At 75.2% G+C, this 14752-nt stretch carries 17 protein-coding genes; 14 read left to right on the forward strand and 3 right to left on the reverse strand.

All coding sequences use genetic code 11. The annotated features are described in order from the left end of the window. The first annotated feature begins 200 nt into the window (after nt 1–200). The 8 genes from EES43_RS13650 to EES43_RS13685 all read left to right on the forward strand — a co-directional run bounded on the left by EES43_RS13650 (nt 201) and on the right by EES43_RS13685 (nt 6923). Nucleotides 201–767, forward strand: a complete 567-nt coding sequence (locus tag EES43_RS13650) for a hypothetical protein (RefSeq protein WP_124268982.1) — start codon at nt 201–203, stop codon at nt 765–767. Nucleotides 768–777: 10 nt separating this feature from the next. Continuing rightward, nucleotides 778–1365, forward strand: coding sequence for a toxin (locus EES43_RS13655; RefSeq protein ID WP_124268983.1), 588 nt, complete (start codon nt 778–780; stop codon nt 1363–1365). Nucleotides 1366–1455: 90 nt separating this feature from the next. Further along, nucleotides 1456–2727, forward strand: coding sequence for an MAB_1171c family putative transporter (locus EES43_RS13660; RefSeq protein WP_124268984.1), 1272 nt, complete (start codon nt 1456–1458; stop codon nt 2725–2727). Between the two features lie 98 nt (nt 2728–2825). After that, on the forward strand, nt 2826–3329 hold the full coding sequence (locus EES43_RS13665) for a hypothetical protein (protein ID WP_241192644.1): 504 nt from the start codon (nt 2826–2828) through the stop codon (nt 3327–3329). Between the two features lie 70 nt (nt 3330–3399). Next, the gene (locus tag EES43_RS13670) at nt 3400–4521 is read left to right on the forward strand and encodes an NAD-dependent epimerase/dehydratase family protein (protein ID WP_124268986.1); all 1122 of its coding nucleotides are present in this window, start codon (nt 3400–3402) and stop codon (nt 4519–4521) included. A 178-nt stretch (nt 4522–4699) separates the two neighbouring features. Beyond that, a complete protein-coding gene (locus EES43_RS13675; RefSeq protein ID WP_124268987.1) occupies nt 4700–5446 on the forward strand; it encodes a glycosyltransferase family 2 protein in 747 nt (248 codons plus the stop codon). After that, nucleotides 5443–6099, forward strand: coding sequence for a TIGR04282 family arsenosugar biosynthesis glycosyltransferase (locus EES43_RS13680; protein WP_124268988.1), 657 nt, complete (start codon nt 5443–5445; stop codon nt 6097–6099). The genes EES43_RS13675 and EES43_RS13680 overlap by 4 nt, the downstream gene beginning before the upstream one ends. Then, nucleotides 6096–6923, forward strand: coding sequence for a class I SAM-dependent methyltransferase (locus EES43_RS13685; RefSeq protein ID WP_124268989.1), 828 nt, complete (start codon nt 6096–6098; stop codon nt 6921–6923). The genes EES43_RS13680 and EES43_RS13685 overlap by 4 nt, the downstream gene beginning before the upstream one ends. A 453-nt stretch (nt 6924–7376) precedes the next feature. Here the strand turns inward: EES43_RS13685 and EES43_RS13695 are convergent, their stop codons facing one another. Then, nucleotides 7377–8693 carry a molybdopterin-dependent oxidoreductase gene (locus tag EES43_RS13695; protein ID WP_124268991.1) on the reverse strand — a complete coding sequence of 439 codons (1317 nt, stop codon included), beginning with the start codon at nt 8691–8693 and terminating at the stop codon, nt 7377–7379. Between the two features lie 404 nt (nt 8694–9097). Here EES43_RS13695 and EES43_RS13700 point away from each other — a divergent pair, with 404 nt between their 5' ends. The 3 genes from EES43_RS13700 (at nt 9098) to EES43_RS13710 (ending at nt 11679) form a co-directional block, all read left to right on the forward strand. Then, entirely contained in the window at nt 9098–10420 is a 1323-nt protein-coding gene (locus EES43_RS13700; protein WP_124271970.1) for a hypothetical protein, read from the forward strand. A gap of 109 nt (nt 10421–10529) precedes the next feature. Then, the gene (locus EES43_RS13705; protein WP_124268992.1) at nt 10530–10775 is read left to right on the forward strand and encodes a hypothetical protein; all 246 of its coding nucleotides are present in this window, start codon (nt 10530–10532) and stop codon (nt 10773–10775) included. A gap of 43 nt (nt 10776–10818) precedes the next feature. Next, nucleotides 10819–11679 carry a GNAT family N-acetyltransferase gene (locus EES43_RS13710; protein WP_124268993.1) on the forward strand — a complete coding sequence of 287 codons (861 nt, stop codon included), beginning with the start codon at nt 10819–10821 and terminating at the stop codon, nt 11677–11679. Between the two features lie 38 nt (nt 11680–11717). On the opposite strand, the gene EES43_RS13715 is transcribed toward EES43_RS13710, so the two are convergent. Further along, a complete protein-coding gene (locus tag EES43_RS13715; RefSeq protein WP_124268994.1) occupies nt 11718–12458 on the reverse strand; it encodes an alpha/beta fold hydrolase in 741 nt (246 codons plus the stop codon). Nucleotides 12459–12578: 120 nt separating this feature from the next. Further along, nucleotides 12579–12881 carry a hypothetical protein gene (locus EES43_RS13720; protein ID WP_124268995.1) on the reverse strand — a complete coding sequence of 101 codons (303 nt, stop codon included), beginning with the start codon at nt 12879–12881 and terminating at the stop codon, nt 12579–12581. A gap of 300 nt (nt 12882–13181) precedes the next feature. On the opposite strand from EES43_RS13720, the gene EES43_RS13725 reads away from it, so the two are divergent. From EES43_RS13725 to EES43_RS13735, 3 genes are all read left to right on the forward strand, one after another. Continuing rightward, on the forward strand, nt 13182–13736 hold the full coding sequence (locus EES43_RS13725; RefSeq protein ID WP_124268996.1) for a hypothetical protein: 555 nt from the start codon (nt 13182–13184) through the stop codon (nt 13734–13736). Beyond that, nucleotides 13733–14185 (forward strand): winged helix-turn-helix domain-containing protein, encoded by a 453-nt coding sequence (locus EES43_RS13730; protein WP_124268997.1) that lies wholly within the window; start codon nt 13733–13735, stop codon nt 14183–14185. The genes EES43_RS13725 and EES43_RS13730 overlap by 4 nt, the downstream gene beginning before the upstream one ends. A 95-nt stretch (nt 14186–14280) precedes the next feature. Further along, entirely contained in the window at nt 14281–14751 is a 471-nt protein-coding gene (locus tag EES43_RS13735) for a cation:proton antiporter regulatory subunit (protein ID WP_124268998.1), read from the forward strand. The last annotated feature ends 1 nt before the right edge of the window (nt 14752 follow it).

The raw sequence follows: 14752 nt of genomic DNA on the forward strand, positions 1-14752 counted from the left end.
GGACCGCGGGGCCATAATGCACGCGTAGCCCTTCACGCATCCCCCGTCGTGAAGGGCTACACCCCTGTCCGGGACGGCCCCCGGGACCGCTCCGGACCTGCCGTGCCGATTCTCCGGACACTCTCGGCGAATCACGGGCAGGGGACTCCCCTCGTGGTCCCCTGCCCGTGTTTTTTCGAGTTAACAGTGACGTAGAGTGTTTGCGCAAGCTCAGTTCCGACTCCGAGGTGATCGTGGAGGCCCGGATGGCGATGGACCACGGTGGCGAACACGGGCCGGACCCTCACGAACCGCCCGGACCGTCGGAGGAGCTTCCGCGGCTCGATTCGCTGCGGGACAAGGTCGAGTACATGGTCGAGAAGACCTTTCCCGGCCAGAAGATCTCCGGCCGCGTCTTCGCGGACCTGGTGAAGGAACGCGGCGGGTCGCTCTCGCACAGCTATTTCTCCAACATCCTCGCCGGCAAGGTCACCCAGCCCTCGGAGGACATCCTCAAGGCCCTGGGTCTGGGATTCGGTGTGGACTGGCGCTTCTTCAAGGACGAGTCGGAGGTCGTCGACGACGTCGTCGCGGGGCTCCAGTTCCTGGCCAAGCGGCGGACCGGCGAGATCAGCGGGCTGGCGGGCCGGGGCCTCGACGAGGACGGACTCCCGCCGGAACTGCTCCGGTTCGCCCTGTCCCTGCTGGAGGACGCCGCCCGGGACAGCGGGGGCGGCGGGACGGACGGGAGCGAGGCGGCCTCCCGCCCGACCGGTCCGGAAGCGTAGCGTCTTGGTCATGTCCCTGCGGAAGCTGCGGAAAGAGTGCGAGGCCGGGCTCGCCGACCTGCCCATCCCGGCGCCCTTCTCGCTCACCGGACTGGTGGCGAACATGGAGGCCGCGCGCGGGCGCACCATCCGCCTGCACGAGATGCCGGACCGGCTCGCCCGCGTCAACGCGGCCTGCGGGCTGCGGCTGAAGGCCGGCGACACCAGCCTCGTGCTCTACCGCCGCAGGCCCACCGACTACCAGACCCAGCACGTCGTCCTGCACGAGCTGTGCCACGAGTGGTTCGACCACGGCACGACGCTCGACGCCGGGCAACTGCGGGCGCTGCTGCCGGTCTTCGACACCTCGCTGATCGCCCGGATGATCTCCCCCACCGCCGCCGAGGCGTTCGCCTCCGGCGGCGGCACCGTCCAGGCCCGCGCGCAGTACGACACCCATGACGAACGGATGGCCGAATTCGGCGCCTCGCTGATCCCCCGGATGGCGCGCGACCTGACCACCGATGACATGGTGGGGCGGCTCGCCAACTCGCTCTCCCGCCCCGTCGCGCACCGCCGTCGCGGGCTGTTCCGGAAGAAGCCCGGCGCCGCCTCATGACCCCTGACACGTGACACCTGCCCGGGCGCACCGCCGCCGTCCGCTCCCCCTCCTGCCCGCACCTCCCGACACCGAGGAACGAAGACCGCCGTGACCTCCCTCGACCTCGCCGGCTACCTGATAGCCGGGCTCATGACGGCCGTTGCCCTGTGGCGTCTGCCCGCGGCCCTGTGCGGCGACGAGGAGGACCGCCGGCGGCGGGCCCTGTGGGGCTGCTACGCCGGATTCGCCGTCGCCCTGTGGACCAAGACCGAGGTGGTGCGCACCGGCCTCAACAACAGCGCCGTCACCGACCTCGCCGTACTCATCAAGCACTACACCGCCACCGTGGCGATTCTGGCCATCCTCAGCTACATCGTGGCCATCTACGGCAGCTACCCGGACGCGGGCGACGTCCCGCGCCACGTGCGCTTCGCCCGCCTCGTCCAGCAGGTCGCGGCCAAGGCGTCGGTCGCCACGCTGATCCTGCTGACGGTCCTCTTCTTCACCGTCGTGGACCGCTCCGAACCCTCCGACCGCTTCGTCTCCGACCACGCCGGGGAGTGGGGCGCCACGCTCTACATGAGCGTGTTCTACCTCTACCTCGGCGCCGCGTCCGCCGTCTGCGCCTTCCAGTGGGCGCTGGCCACCGCCGACGCGCGGCGGCGCCATCTGCGGGTCGGGCTCGGCATGATGACCTTCGCCATGTTCATCGGCGTCGGCTACACCGTCAGCCGCACCCTCTTCCTCTGGATCAGCGTCGCCGACCGGCCCACCGAGGAGTTCGCGCTCCGCTTCGACCAGATCACCGAGGCCGCGCAGCTGGTGCTGTTCGCCTTCTTCGCCCTCGGCGCCTCGGTCCCGGCCTTCGCCGCCAGGGCCCGGCGCGCCCGGCTGTGGCGGGCCCAGGTCCAACTGCACGCCCTCTGGTTCGAGTTGATGGCGTCGTTCCCCGACCAGCCCTTCGACCCGCCCGCCTCGCTCGTCCGCGAGCTGACCCGCTTCAACGCCCCGGCCGACCTGCGCGTCGACCGCTGGGCCGCCGACATCGCGGACGCCGTCGAGAAGCTGCGGCACTACGTGCCCGACCGGCTGGCCGCCGTCGCGGAGCGCGAGGCGGCGCGCGAGAGCGCCGGTCCACGCCGGACGGCGGCGCTCGGCGACGCGTACTGGATCAAGGCCGCCCTGGTCGCCAAGGAGTCCGGCGCGCCCGCCGGGCCCGCCGCGGCCGTGGCCGCCCAGCAGGCGGCCGACCAGGACGGCGAGGTGGCCCGGCTGGTCCGGGTGGCCGCCGCGTACCGGTCGGTCGCCGAGCCGCGTGCCCGCGAGATCCTCGCGGCGGCGACCGCGCACACCCCCCACCCGACGGAGAAGACCGCGTGAGCACCACCGACGACGTCCGCACCCCCGCCGCCGCCCGGATCTTCGCGGCGCGCACCGTCACCGACGTGCTCCAGCCGCGCAACGTCCTGCTGGCGGGCATGCTCGGCGTCGGCCTCGCCGCCGCGGGCGACTGGACCGGGCTGCTCTGGGGGTTCCTCGGGGCGCTCTGCGCCGGGCTGATCCCGGCGGGTTACATCGAGTGGGAGCGCGGGCGCGGCACCTGGGGCGACCGCCACGTGGTCGACCGCACCAAGCGCGCCCCGATCTTCTTCGTCATCCTCGGTTCGATCGGCGCCGGTTCGCTGGTGATGGTGGCGGGCGACGCGCCCGGCGGCATCCTCGTCGCGATGCTGGCGCTGTGGGTCATGACGATCGGACTGCTGGCCGTGAACACGGTCTGGAAGATCTCGGTCGACTCGGCCGTCGCCTCGGCGGTCGTCTCCCTGCTCGCCGTCGTGCACACGCCCTGGTGGATCGCCGCGTACGTGCTCACGATCGCCGTCTGCTGGTCGCGGGTGGCCCTCGGCTACCACTCGGTGGCGCAGACGGCGGCGGGCGCGGCCCTCGGCGCGGCGACGACCGTGGCGTACGCGTTCGGCTGAGCGCGGGGCGCTGGGCGGGGCGCGGGCGCTGCTCCGCCGGGAATCACGGGACGACCCCTAGCGTGGCCCCATGCGCGTACTGGTCACCGGCGGAGCCGGGTTCATCGGGTCACATGTCGTCGCCGCCCTCGCCGCGGCCGGGCACGAGAGCACGGTGCTCGACGCGCTGCTGCCCTCGGCCCACCACGGGCCGGCCTCGGACGTGCCGGGCGACCGGGTGGTCATCGGCGACGTGCGGGACCGCGAGACGGTGGCGCGGGCGCTGGCCGGGGTCGACGCGGTGTGCCACCAGGCGGCGATGGTCGGCCTCGGCAAGGAGTTCGCGGACGCGCCGCTGTACGTGGGGTGCAACGACCTCGGTACGGCGGTGCTGCTGGCGGAGATGGCGGCGGCGGGCGTGCGGGACCTGGTGCTGGCCGGGTCGATGGTGGTCTACGGCGAGGGCCGCTACGACTGCCCGCGCCACGGATCGGTCCGCCCCGGGCCGCGCGCGGACGCCGATCTGCGTGCCGGGAGCTTCGAGCCGCACTGCCCGTCCTGCGGGGCGGAGTTGCTGCCCGGCCTGGTCGGTGAGGACGCCCCGGCGGACCCGCGCAACGTGTACGCGGCCACCAAGCTCGCCCAGGAGCACCTGGCCGCCGCGTGGGCGCGGGCGACCGGGGGCCGGGCGGTGTCGCTGCGCTACCACAACGTGTACGGCCCCGGGATGCCGCGCGACACGCCGTACGCGGGCGTCGCCTCGTTCTTCCGCTCCGCCCTGGCGCGCGGCGAGGCGCCCCGGGTCTTCGAGGACGGCCGCCAGCGCCGCGACTTCGTCCACGTCCACGACGTCGCGGCGGCCAACGCGGTGGCGCTGGAGGCGGTGCGGGAGCGCCGGCCCGGCGCGTTCGCCGCGTACAACACCGGCAGCGGGGAGCCGCACACCATCGGCGAGATGGCCGCGGCGCTCGCCGCCGCGCACGGCGGGCCGGATCCGGTGGTGACCGGCGAGTACCGCCTCGGCGACGTCCGCCACGTCACCGCGGACTCGCGGCGGCTGCGCGAGGAGCTGGGCTGGCGGCCGGAGGTCGCGTTCACGGCCGGGATGGAGGCGTTCGCCGCGGCCCCGCTGCGCGGCGAGGCGCCCCGGGAGAGCTCCCGGAACCCGGTCGCGCCGTCCGGGACTTCGCAGCCGACGTCCTCGGTGGCGTAGGCGTAGGAGCAGGCCGCGACCGGGGCCGTCGCGGAAGCGGCTCGCGGCAGGGCGGCAGCGAGGCGGCGAGGCAGCGAGGCGGGGGGCGGCGAGGCGCACACCGCCATCCGGCCGATGTCCATGCTTCCTCACAACATGAAGACCTAAATGCCCGAGATGTCTCCGTAGGGTGGGCCGGGTGACAGACTCCTCTGACGCCCTCGCGAAGACCGCACTCCCGAAGGCCGACATCGTTCTGCCCTGCCTGGACGAGGCCGCAGCGCTCCCCTGGGTCCTCGACAGGATTCCGGACGGCTGGCGCGCGATCGTCGTCGACAACGGTTCGACCGACGGCTCGGCCGACCTCGCCCGCTCCCTCGGCGCCACCGTCGTCACCGAGGCGCGGCGGGGGTTCGGCGCCGCCTGCCACGCCGGGCTGCTCGCCGCCGAGGCCGAGTACGTCTGCTTCTGCGACTGCGACGGCTCGCTGGACCCGTCGCTGCTCACCGGATTCGTCCGGCGGATCGCCGACGGCGACTGCGACCTGCTGCTCGGCCGCCGCCGTCCCGAGGGCCGGGGAGCCTGGCCGGCCCACGCGCGGGCCGGGAACCTGGCGCTGGCCCGTATGCTCCGCCGCCGCACCGGCCTCGCGCTGCGCGACCTCGGACCGCTGCGGGCCGCCCGGCGCACCGACCTGCTGGCGCTCGGCCTCACCGACCGGCGCAGCGGCTACCCGCTCCAGATGGTCGTCCGCGCCTCCGACGCCGGACTGCGGGTCGCCGAGAGCGACGTCCCCTACCGCCCGCGCACCGGCAGGTCGAAGGTCACCGGCACCTGGCTCGGCACCTGGCACGCCGTGCGCGACATGCGGGGCGTCCTGCGCGAACCACCGGTGGCCGCCCGCCCGGCACCCGTCCGGAGGACGGAAGCGGAGGGCGTCCGATGAGCGCGTACGGCCCCGTGGGACCAACGGAGTTGCTGGTCATCGCGAAGGAACCGGTGCCGGGACGGGTCAAGACCCGGCTCTGCCCGCCCTTCACCCCCGCCGAGGCCGCCGAACTCGCCGCCGCGGCCCTCGCGGACACCCTGGAGACCCTGCTCACCCTGCCCGCCCGGCGGCGCGTCCTGGTGCTCGAAGGACGTCCCGGCCCCTGGGTGCCGCCCGGCGTCGAGGTGGTGGCGCAGAGCGCGGGCGGCCTGGACGAGCGGCTGGCGGCGGCCTTCGGCGCGTGTACCGGGCCGGCCCTCCTGGTCGGCATGGACACTCCTCAGATCACCGCCGGGCATCTCGCCCCGGCGCTCGCCCCGGACGGCTGGGCCGGCTGCGGGGCGTGGTTCGGACCGGCCGAGGACGGCGGGTTCTGGGCCCTGGGCCTGGCGGAGCCGGACCCGGCCCTGCTGCGCGGGGTGCCGATGTCCACGCCGCGGACCGGCGCGGTCCAGCGCCGCAGACTGGTGGAGGCCGGGCTCACCGTGCGGGACCTGCCGGTCCTGCTCGACGTGGACACCGCCGCCGACGCCGACCGGGTGGCGGCCGACGCGCCGGACGGCCGGTTCGCCGCCGCGCTCGCCGGGCTGACGGCCGCGGGGGTGCGATGAGCACCACGCTGCCCCCGTCATCCGGCCCCGCCGCCGACGCGCCGCCCGACGCCCCGGGCGGCCGTCTCGCGCCCTGGGGCGCCGACCCGTACGCCAACGCCCTGCGCACCGGCCGCGGTCCGCTCTTCCTGCGCCGGGGCGACGGCTGGCTGCTGCCGCTGGACGTCGAGCGCTGGTGCTCCCGGGCGGGGGCCGCCGACCTGTCGGCCCTGCACCGCTGCGAGGGGCCGGTCCTGGACGTCGGCTGCGGACCCGGGCGGCTCGTGGCGGAGCTGACCGCGCTCGGCCACCGGGCGCTCGGCATCGACGTCAGCGAGGCCGCGGTCGCCCGCACCCGCCGGCTCGGCGGCTCGGCCCTGCTGCGCAGCGTCTTCGACCCGCTGCCGGGCGAGGGCCGCTGGGGCACCGTGCTCCTCGTCGACGGCAACATCGGCATCGGCGGGGACCCGGACGCCCTGCTCCACCGGACGGCCCAACTGCTCGGCACCGGAGGGCTGCTGATCGCGGAGACCGCCCCGCTCGACCTCGACGAACGCGTCCAGGTCCGCCTCGACGACGGCCGCCCCGCCCCCGAGGCCGCCGCCGCACCCGGCTCCGAGCCCGCCGCCGCCCTGTTCCCCTGGGCCCGGCTGGGCACGGAGGCGCTGCTGCGGTACGCCCGCGCGTGCGGCTGGCGCACCGTCGATCAGTGGAGCGCGGAGGGCCGGCCCTTCGTCTCGCTGCGGCGGCCCCGCCCCGTCCTGGAACGCAACGCGCGCACCAGGAGCCAGAGCGCCGACAGCGCGAACAGCGCGCCGGTGATCAGCAGCCAGTTGCCGAGGTAGACGTCCGGGGACATGCCGGAGGCGGCCTCGTAGCGCTGTTCGGTCCGCCGGGTGATCAGGGGGAACCAGACGACCAGGAGCAGCGCGGACAGGAACACCGGCACCCGGACGAAGACGACCAGGTCCCTGCGCGGGCCGAGAGCCGCCCGCAGGGCCCGGTCCGCGCCCGCGTACACCGGCAGCAGCACCAGGTCGTGCACGACGGCCGATCCGGCGAACCAGAGCAGGACGCCGAGGGTGTCGCCGTCCAGCAGCCGCACCCCCGCGTAGCCCGCCAGGCAGAACGTGGCCGCCAGCAGGAGCAGGTGCAGCGGGCCCGCTCCGTAGCGGCGGCGCGAGGAGAAGCGCGGGCGGCGGGGCGTCGCGGTCGTGGACATCACAGCTCTCCGAACGTCGTGGCCGTCACGGATTCCCGACCGTCGTGGCCGTCACGGTCCGCGAACGCCATCGCCATCACAGCTCTCCGAACGTCAGTGTCCGCACCCACTTGGTGTTCAGCACCCCGGGCGCGGCCGGCACGATGATCCGGGCCGGATAGCCGTGGTCCGCCGACAGCGGCGCGCCGTTGACCTCCAGCGCCAGCAGCGACCGGCCGTCGCGGACCTGGTTGTCGCGCAGCGCGGCCTTGCGGAACGACCCGGCGCGCTGAAGGGACTCCACGAACACGCCGGGCGGGTCGGCCGGGTATCCGGCGAGCGCCGCCAGGTGCGACAGCCGTACTCCGCGCCACCGCTGGTCCGACGTCGACCAGCCCTCCACGCAGGCGATCGGCAGCGCCGCCCCGTGCTGCTCCATCGCCAGCAACTGGGCCCGGGAGAAACGGAACTCGCCGGCCGGTCCGCGCACCGTCAGCCGCCAGCCCTCACCGGTGTCCGCCTCGGTGATCCGCAGGGCGGCGGCCGTCTTGTTGATCTGGAAGCCGTTCGGGCCCGACCCCGGTTCCTCTCCGCCGCGCGGGGTGAGGAGCGCCAGGCTGCGCAGCGGCCCGTCGAAGCTGCGCCCGGCCGTGGTGACCAGCAGGAGTAAGGAGCCCGCGCCGACCATGGCGAGCGCGCCGCGCCGGGAGACCGTGGGCGGCAGCGGGTCCGGGGAGGCGAGCGGGTCCGGGACCACGGGAGGGGCCGCGTCAACGGGAGGGTCCGGGGCGGCGGCGGGGGAGTCCGGGACGCCGCGCCGCAGCGCCCGTACGGCCCGGGGCAGTTTGAGCGCGGCATGGGCGACGAAACCGGCGGTGAACACCCACGCCCCGTAGAAGTGCAGGGTGTAGAAGGAGCCCGGGAAGAGGTAGTCCAGCTGGATGTTGAGCAGTCCGGTGATGATCTGGAACAGCACCCCGCCCACCAGCAGCAGCAGCGAGATCCGCTCCAGTGCCTGCGCCGCCGAGCGGACCGGCGGCAGCACGAACAGCCTCGGGATCACCGACCAGAGCTTCGCCAGCACGACGGGCACGAGCACCACGCCCACCGTGACGTGCAGGCCCTGCGTCAGCCGGTAGAGCCAGTGCGGTCCGGTCGGCCAGGAGAACAGGTAGAAGCCCAGCAGGCCCTTGTCGGGCGTCTTGTCGTTGACCGGGTTCAGATCCGGGTTGTACGCGGCGTACGAGAGCAGGCCGGTCACCAGCACCAGGGTGAGACCGGCCAGCAGGACGAGGCCGAGCACGGCGGTGAGGCGCAGCCCGCGCACCGGGCTGCGCCAGAAGGCCGGGTCGGCGGGTGTGCGTACGGCGGTCGGGCGGTGGAGGGGAGCGCGGAGCCGTCGGAGGTCGGGCATGGGGGCGACGCTAGGCGGCGCGGGCCGCTCGCTCCGGCTGCGACGCCCGGCCGCGCCCCGGTGTCCCCCGCACGCGCGGCGTCCGGCGGTCCGACGGCGCGCCTCGCGTGCCGCCGGTGCCCCGCCCGAGCGCCCCGCCGCGACCGCCCCGCCGCCGCGACGGCCCGGCCCGATCCGGCGACCCGGCCCTGCCGTACCGCCGGATCGGCGTCCGGCCTGCATAGCGTGCCAGCGTGAAGACCGAAGACACCGAGAACGCGGAGCCCGCCGACGACACCGCCACCACGGCGACCGGCGTCGACCACGCGCCACCGGACCGCACGGACGACCGGCGGACCGCCTCCGGGAGCGGACCCGGCAGCGCGTCCCGAAGCCCGTCCGGCGGGCGGGAGCGGCGCCGGGACCTGGCCGCCGCCGCGGCGGGCGTCGCGCTCGTCACCGCCGCCGTGCTGATCGGCCGGGTCATCCAGCAGCGGGACGGCAGCCTGCGCGCCCAGTGGCCGCCGCTGCTGGCCTCCTGGGACCCGCACCTGGGCCCCGGCACCCCGGCGGCCCTGACCGCGGCGGTCCTGGTGGTCGCCTACGGGCCGCCGCTGGCCGCCCGGCTGCCCTGGCGCGGGCTGCTCGCCGCGGCCTGGGCGGCGAACACGGTGTGGGTCTTCGCGATGGCGCTCGTCGACGGCTGGGACCGGGGCGTCACCCGCCGGCTGACCACCAAGCACGAGTACCTGCGGGTCATCGACCGCTTCGAGGACATCCCCGCCGCCCTGCGCGACTTCACGAACCACATCGTCATCGGGCCGCCCGGCAACTGGCCCGCCCATGTCGCCGGCCATCCGCCGGGCGCGACCCTGACCTTCGTCTGGCTGGACCGGATCGGGCTCGGCGGCGGCGCATGGGCCGCCGTCTGGTGCGTCGTGGCGGGGAGTTCGGCGGTGCTCGCCGTCCTGATCACCGTGCGGGCGCTGGCCGGCGAACCGCTCGCCCGGCGGGCCGCGCCCTTCCTCGTCCTCGCCCCGGCCGCCGTCTGGGCGGGCGTCTCCGCCGACGGGTACTTCGCCGCCGTCGCCGCGTGGGCGGTGGCGCTGCTCGCCCTGGCCGCGACCCGCCGGGCGCGCTTCCCGGCCGCCGCCGCGGCGGGCGGAGGTCTGCTGTTCGGGTGGACCTGCTACCTCAGTTACGGGCTCGGGCTGATGACGGCCGTCCTGCTCACCGTGCTGCTCGTGGCCCGGACCGGCCGCCCGGTGGCGCCGTTCGTCCTCGGCGCCCTGGTCGTCCCGGCCGCGTTCACCCTGACGGGCTTCCACTGGTGGACCGCCTACCACCTGCTGGTCGAGCGCTACTACCAGGGCGCGGGCGGCATCCGCCCCTACGGCTACTGGGTCTGGGCCAACCTCGCCTGCGCCACCCTCGCGGCGGGCCTGGCCGCCGTCGCCGGACTGCGCCGGAGCGCGGCGCGGGCCCCCGCCGCCGTACGGGCGCTGCGCGGCGGCGGGACGTCCGCCGAACAGCGGCTGGCCCTGCTCGTCCTGGCGGCGCTGCTGGCCCTGCTCGCCGCCGACCTGTCCGGGATGAGCAAGGCGGAGACCGAGCGCATCTGGCAGCCGTTCCTCCTCTGGCTGCTGCCCGCCGCCGCGCTCCTGCCCGTACGCGGCGCCCGCTTCTGGCTGGTCGCGTCCGCCGTACCGGCGCTGCTGGTCAACCACCTGCTGTGGACCGGCTGGTGACCGGCGGCGCGCCCGCGTCCGTTTGCGGGCGCGCCGGACACCCGGTTACGTGGAGAGGGCGGTCCACCCGAACCGGGGGTCCGGCACTCCGCACCGGGAGGTACCCGCGATGGCCAGGAAGAAGTCGGCGTCCGCCCAGGGATCGCGCGGCGGCACGGCGGGGCTCGTACTGAGTCTGGGCGGAAGCGCCCTGGCCGTCGTCCGGGCGGCCAAACGGGTCCGCCACGCCAAGGGCTCGCACGACAGGCTGAACACGGCGGACGCGGTGGCGGGCCTCCTGCCGCTGGTCACCTCGGCGGCGCTCGTCCTGCGCCGGTTGCGCGGACGGCGGCGGAAGTCCGCGTCCTCCGCCTGAGAGTCGCCCCTTGAACGGACCGCGACCGGGGTACGACTGAGCCGTGCCGAACAACTTCGAGATCACCACGGCCGGAGCCCAGGACATCGCGGTCCTGGGCGAGTGGGCGCACGAGGAGGGCTGGAATCCGGGCCTCGCCGACGGCGGGGTCTTCTTCGCGACGGACCCGGGCGCGTTCCTGATCGGCCGCCTGGACGGCGCGCCGGTCAGCTCCGTCTCCGTCGTCCGCTACGGCGACGACTACGGCTTCCTCGGCTTCTACCTGACCCGCCCCGAGCTGCGCGGCCGGGGCTACGGCATGCGGACCTGGCGGGCGGGGATGGCGCGGCTCTCGGGCCGGACGATCGGGCTCGACGGAGTGCCCGCGCAGCAGGACAACTACCGCCGTTCGGGGTTCCGCACCTGCTGGAGCAACGCGCGCTACGAGGGGACCGTGCCGCCCGGCCTCGCACCGCCGCCGGGCACCGTCCTGGCCGACGCCCGGACGCTGCCCTTCGACCGGCTCGCCGCCTACGACCGGCGGTTCTTCCCCGCCGGCCGCGACACCTTCCTGGCGTCCTGGATCACCGCCCCGCGGCACGTGGCCCTGGCCGCGCTGGACGACGGCGGGGTGCAGGGCCTGGCGGTGCTGCGCCCGTGCCGGGACGCCTCCCGGATCGGCCCGCTGTACGCGGCGTCCCCGCAGGTGGCGGCGGCCCTGGTGAGCGCGGTCGCGGCCGGCGCGCCCGGCGGGCCCCGCGCCGCCGTGGCCATCGACGTACCGGACGTCAACGCGGCGGCGGTCCGGCTCGCCGGGGAGCTGGGCCTGTCGCCGTCGTTCGACACGGCCCGGATGTACGCGGGTCCGGAGCCGGTGATCGACCGGTCCGGGCTGTACGGCGTCACGAGCCTCGAACTGGGCTGAGCTGGGTGGCGCGGGGCGGGCCTTGCGGCCGCCCGGCCTCACTGGCTGCGGGCGGGCGGGGCCGTGCCGGGGCGTTCGGCGCGCAGCAGGTCCAGGTCGACCGTGCCCTCGACGGCCTCGGCGGTCGACGGCAGGGCCAAGGCCACGGCCACCGGCCCCGGCAGCGGTCCGAGGCCCAGCAGCCCGGTGACCAGGTCCGTCGCCACGCGGTGCCAGGCGGGCGCCCGGCGGAGCATCGCGTGGTCGCCGCCGCGCACGGTGACCATGCAGGTGCGGGCCCCGGCCCGGCGGGCGCGCGCGGTGAGCGACTGGCTGGCCTGCGGGCTGGTCGTCCGGTCGCGGGTGCTGTGGACGAGGACGACGTCGCGGTCGGCGAGCTGGGTCACGGGGTCGCCCGGCGGGCACCACGGCGCGAGGCCGACGACGGAGCGGACCAGGGGATGCCCGGCCGCGCGCAGGGCGGCGCGGGCACCCATGGAGTGGCCGAGAAGCACCACCGGCACGTCGCCCGCCTCCTCGCCGAGGGCGTCCAGCGCGGCGACGGCGTCGCGGTAGGCGTCCGCGCGGGCGCCGTTCCAGCCGCGATGGGCGTAGCGCACCTGGCGTACCAGGACCTCCGCGCCGTCCTCCCGCGGCCGGGCGGCGCGCTCCAGGGCGCGGACGAACGGCCGCATCCGGACGCCGGGCAGGTTGAGCGGACCGGGCGGCGGCGGCGCCGTCCCGGTCTCGCGGCCTCCGTGCAGGACGAGAACCGCTGCCGTCGCCGGTCGTTCGACCACGCGTTACCTCCACGTACGGGCGCGGGACTCCGATGCCCGCCCCTCCCGGTGATTCGGCGCCGAACCCGTCGCGGATGGGCCCGAAGCGCCGCCGGGAGGAGAATGCCGTCCACTGTACGGTCACGGAGCCTTCCGTGTTCGCGACATCCAGGAGATTCCGGCGCCCCCCGGGAGGACCACGTGCACGTCGGAGAAGGACTCGGCGGCGCTTTGGCGCAGGGCGGTCACGGTCTGCGTGGAGTAGAAGGAGTTGAACGGCGACAGGCCCAGCACCGGGGCGCCGTACCGCTCGGCCGGGCGGGGGCTCTGGAGGTCGAGCCCCTCCACCCGGATCCCGCTGGGCGCTGAGGGGACCCGTGCCGCGCCGCCCGGAGGGTCGTCCGTGCCGGTGACGGGTGGTGAAGCTGTACGGACCCGGTTCATGGGAACGGCCTCACTTCTCTGCTCGGTCGGGACGGATGGTTCGGACGAGCTTGCTCGTGGCAGAGGGCTCACCTCTGCGGGGCCGCTGCGGTGTTCCGGGCCGGGCGGGCGACCCGGCGCAGACCCGCGCCTGGCCGGGCCGACGAAGGGCCGTGGCCCGCTCCATCGCGGAACTCCGCCGCACGCCCCTCCACTCACCTCCCTCCCGGACCCGGGGCAAGTACTTTCCTTCATGGAAAGTAGATGCCATGATGAAAGCCCGCAGGTCGTCTGCGTATCCCCGGAAGGACCGCCGTGCCCATGCCCTCGCCCTCTTCGCCGTCGTCCCCCTCGCCGTCCGCCTCGCCCCGGGAGAACCGGACCGACCGGCCCGAACTCCCCCTCGCCTCCGCCGAGTACGCCGCCGGTGCGCTGAGTGACGTACGGGTGGCGCGGGAGCGGGCCCGGCTCCGGGCGGGGTTGACCCCGGCGGCGTACGGGCCGGCCGCCGCGGCGGCTCTGGTGCTGCCGAGCGTGGTGCGGGCCTGGAGCGACGGCCGGGGCGGCGTGGCGGCGGTCGCCTCGCTGCTGGTGTCGCTGCTCGGGCTGTGCGCCGTCCTCGTGCTCGTCCGTGCCGCGCAGCGCGGGTCCGGTGTGCTGGTGACCCCGTCGTGGTCCTCGCGGCTGCGGCGGAGCCGGGTCGTGCTGCCGGCCGTCTTCGGGGCGGGCATCCTCGCGGGGGCGGGCTGCTGGGCGTTCGGCGCGGGAGCGGGCGTCGTCCAGATCACCGTGTTCGGCGTCTGGGGGCTCGGCGTGTGGGCGGCGTGCCTCGTCCGCAACGCGGCCATCCGGCGCACCCTGCGGGAGCTGGCGTGAGCGGCGGTCCGGACGGGCGCGAGCGGACGGCCCCGGACGACACCGCCCGGAAGCAGGGGGCCCCGGACGACACCACCTCGGCACAGGAGGCCCGGGAGGACTCCCGCCGGGAACGGGCGGCCCTGGACGACGCCATCCACCATCCGACCCGCCTGTCCGTGGTCGCGTTCCTCTCCGCCTGCGACGAGGCCGAGTTCGCCACCGTGCGCGACGCCTGCCAGGTGTCCGACTCGGTCCTGAGCAAGACGTCCACGGCACTGGAGGGAGCCGGCTACCTGCACGTGCGCAAGGGCCACATCGGCAAGCGGCCCCGGACCTGGCTGTCCCTCATGCCCGCCGGCCGCGAGGCGCTGGCCCGCCACATCGCGGCCCTCCAGAACATCGCGGCCACCGCCCAACAGGCCGGCGTCCGGGAGCAGGCCGGTCGCGGAACCCCGTCATCCGGTTGACGGACGGCCCTTTTCAATGGCCCCGATAGGGTAATGAGCTGATAAAGAGATCACCAAGTGCGACGCCGAACCGCCGCACACCTCAGGAGGAAGTCATGGGAACCCGCCGCACGTCACTGCCCGGAGTGGGCGCCCAGTACGACTTCACGACCGAGTCGGGTCAGCACATCTCGGTCGTCGTCCATCACGACGGCCGCCGCTTCATCGGGTTCTACGAAGAGGACGATCCTGATGCGTGCCGACTCTCGGTGCCCCTCACGACGACGGAGGCCACCGCACTGGCCCACCTCATCGACGCGGCGCCCATAGACGCCGTACGGACCGAGGGCATCGACCTCGTCACCGAGCACATCCCGCTCGGCTCCCGCTCCCCGTACGGCGGACGGCTGCTGGGCGAGACCCGGGCGCGGGCCAGGACCGGCGCGTCCATCGTGGCGGTGCTGCGCACCCACAGCGCCCACCCGTCACCGGAGCCGGACTTCCGTCTGGCCATCGGGGACACGCTCGTCGCCGTCGGTACGCGTGAGGGCGTCGACGCGCTCTCCGAGATCATTGCGGAGGGCTGAC

It is taken from the genome of Streptomyces sp. ADI96-02 (assembly GCF_003846185.1).
GTDB lineage: Bacteria > Actinomycetota > Actinomycetes > Streptomycetales > Streptomycetaceae > Streptomyces.

Coding starts and splice junctions, on each gene's coding strand:
- EES43_RS13735 (WP_124268998.1), top strand. CDS start 14,281: ATGGGAACCCGCCGCACGTCACTGCCCGGAGTGGGCGCCCAGTACGAC.
- EES43_RS13695 (WP_124268991.1), bottom strand. CDS start 8,693: ATGCCCGACCTCCGACGGCTCCGCGCTCCCCTCCACCGCCCGACCGCC.
- EES43_RS13655 (WP_124268983.1), top strand. CDS start 778: ATGTCCCTGCGGAAGCTGCGGAAAGAGTGCGAGGCCGGGCTCGCCGAC.
- EES43_RS13725 (WP_124268996.1), top strand. CDS start 13,182: ATGCCCTCGCCCTCTTCGCCGTCGTCCCCCTCGCCGTCCGCCTCGCCC.
- EES43_RS13720 (WP_124268995.1), bottom strand. CDS start 12,881: ATGAACCGGGTCCGTACAGCTTCACCACCCGTCACCGGCACGGACGAC.
- EES43_RS13705 (WP_124268992.1), top strand. CDS start 10,530: ATGGCCAGGAAGAAGTCGGCGTCCGCCCAGGGATCGCGCGGCGGCACG.
- EES43_RS13665 (WP_241192644.1), top strand. CDS start 2,826: ATGCTCGGCGTCGGCCTCGCCGCCGCGGGCGACTGGACCGGGCTGCTC.
- EES43_RS13685 (WP_124268989.1), top strand. CDS start 6,096: ATGAGCACCACGCTGCCCCCGTCATCCGGCCCCGCCGCCGACGCGCCG.
- EES43_RS13670 (WP_124268986.1), top strand. CDS start 3,400: ATGCGCGTACTGGTCACCGGCGGAGCCGGGTTCATCGGGTCACATGTC.
- EES43_RS13680 (WP_124268988.1), top strand. CDS start 5,443: ATGAGCGCGTACGGCCCCGTGGGACCAACGGAGTTGCTGGTCATCGCG.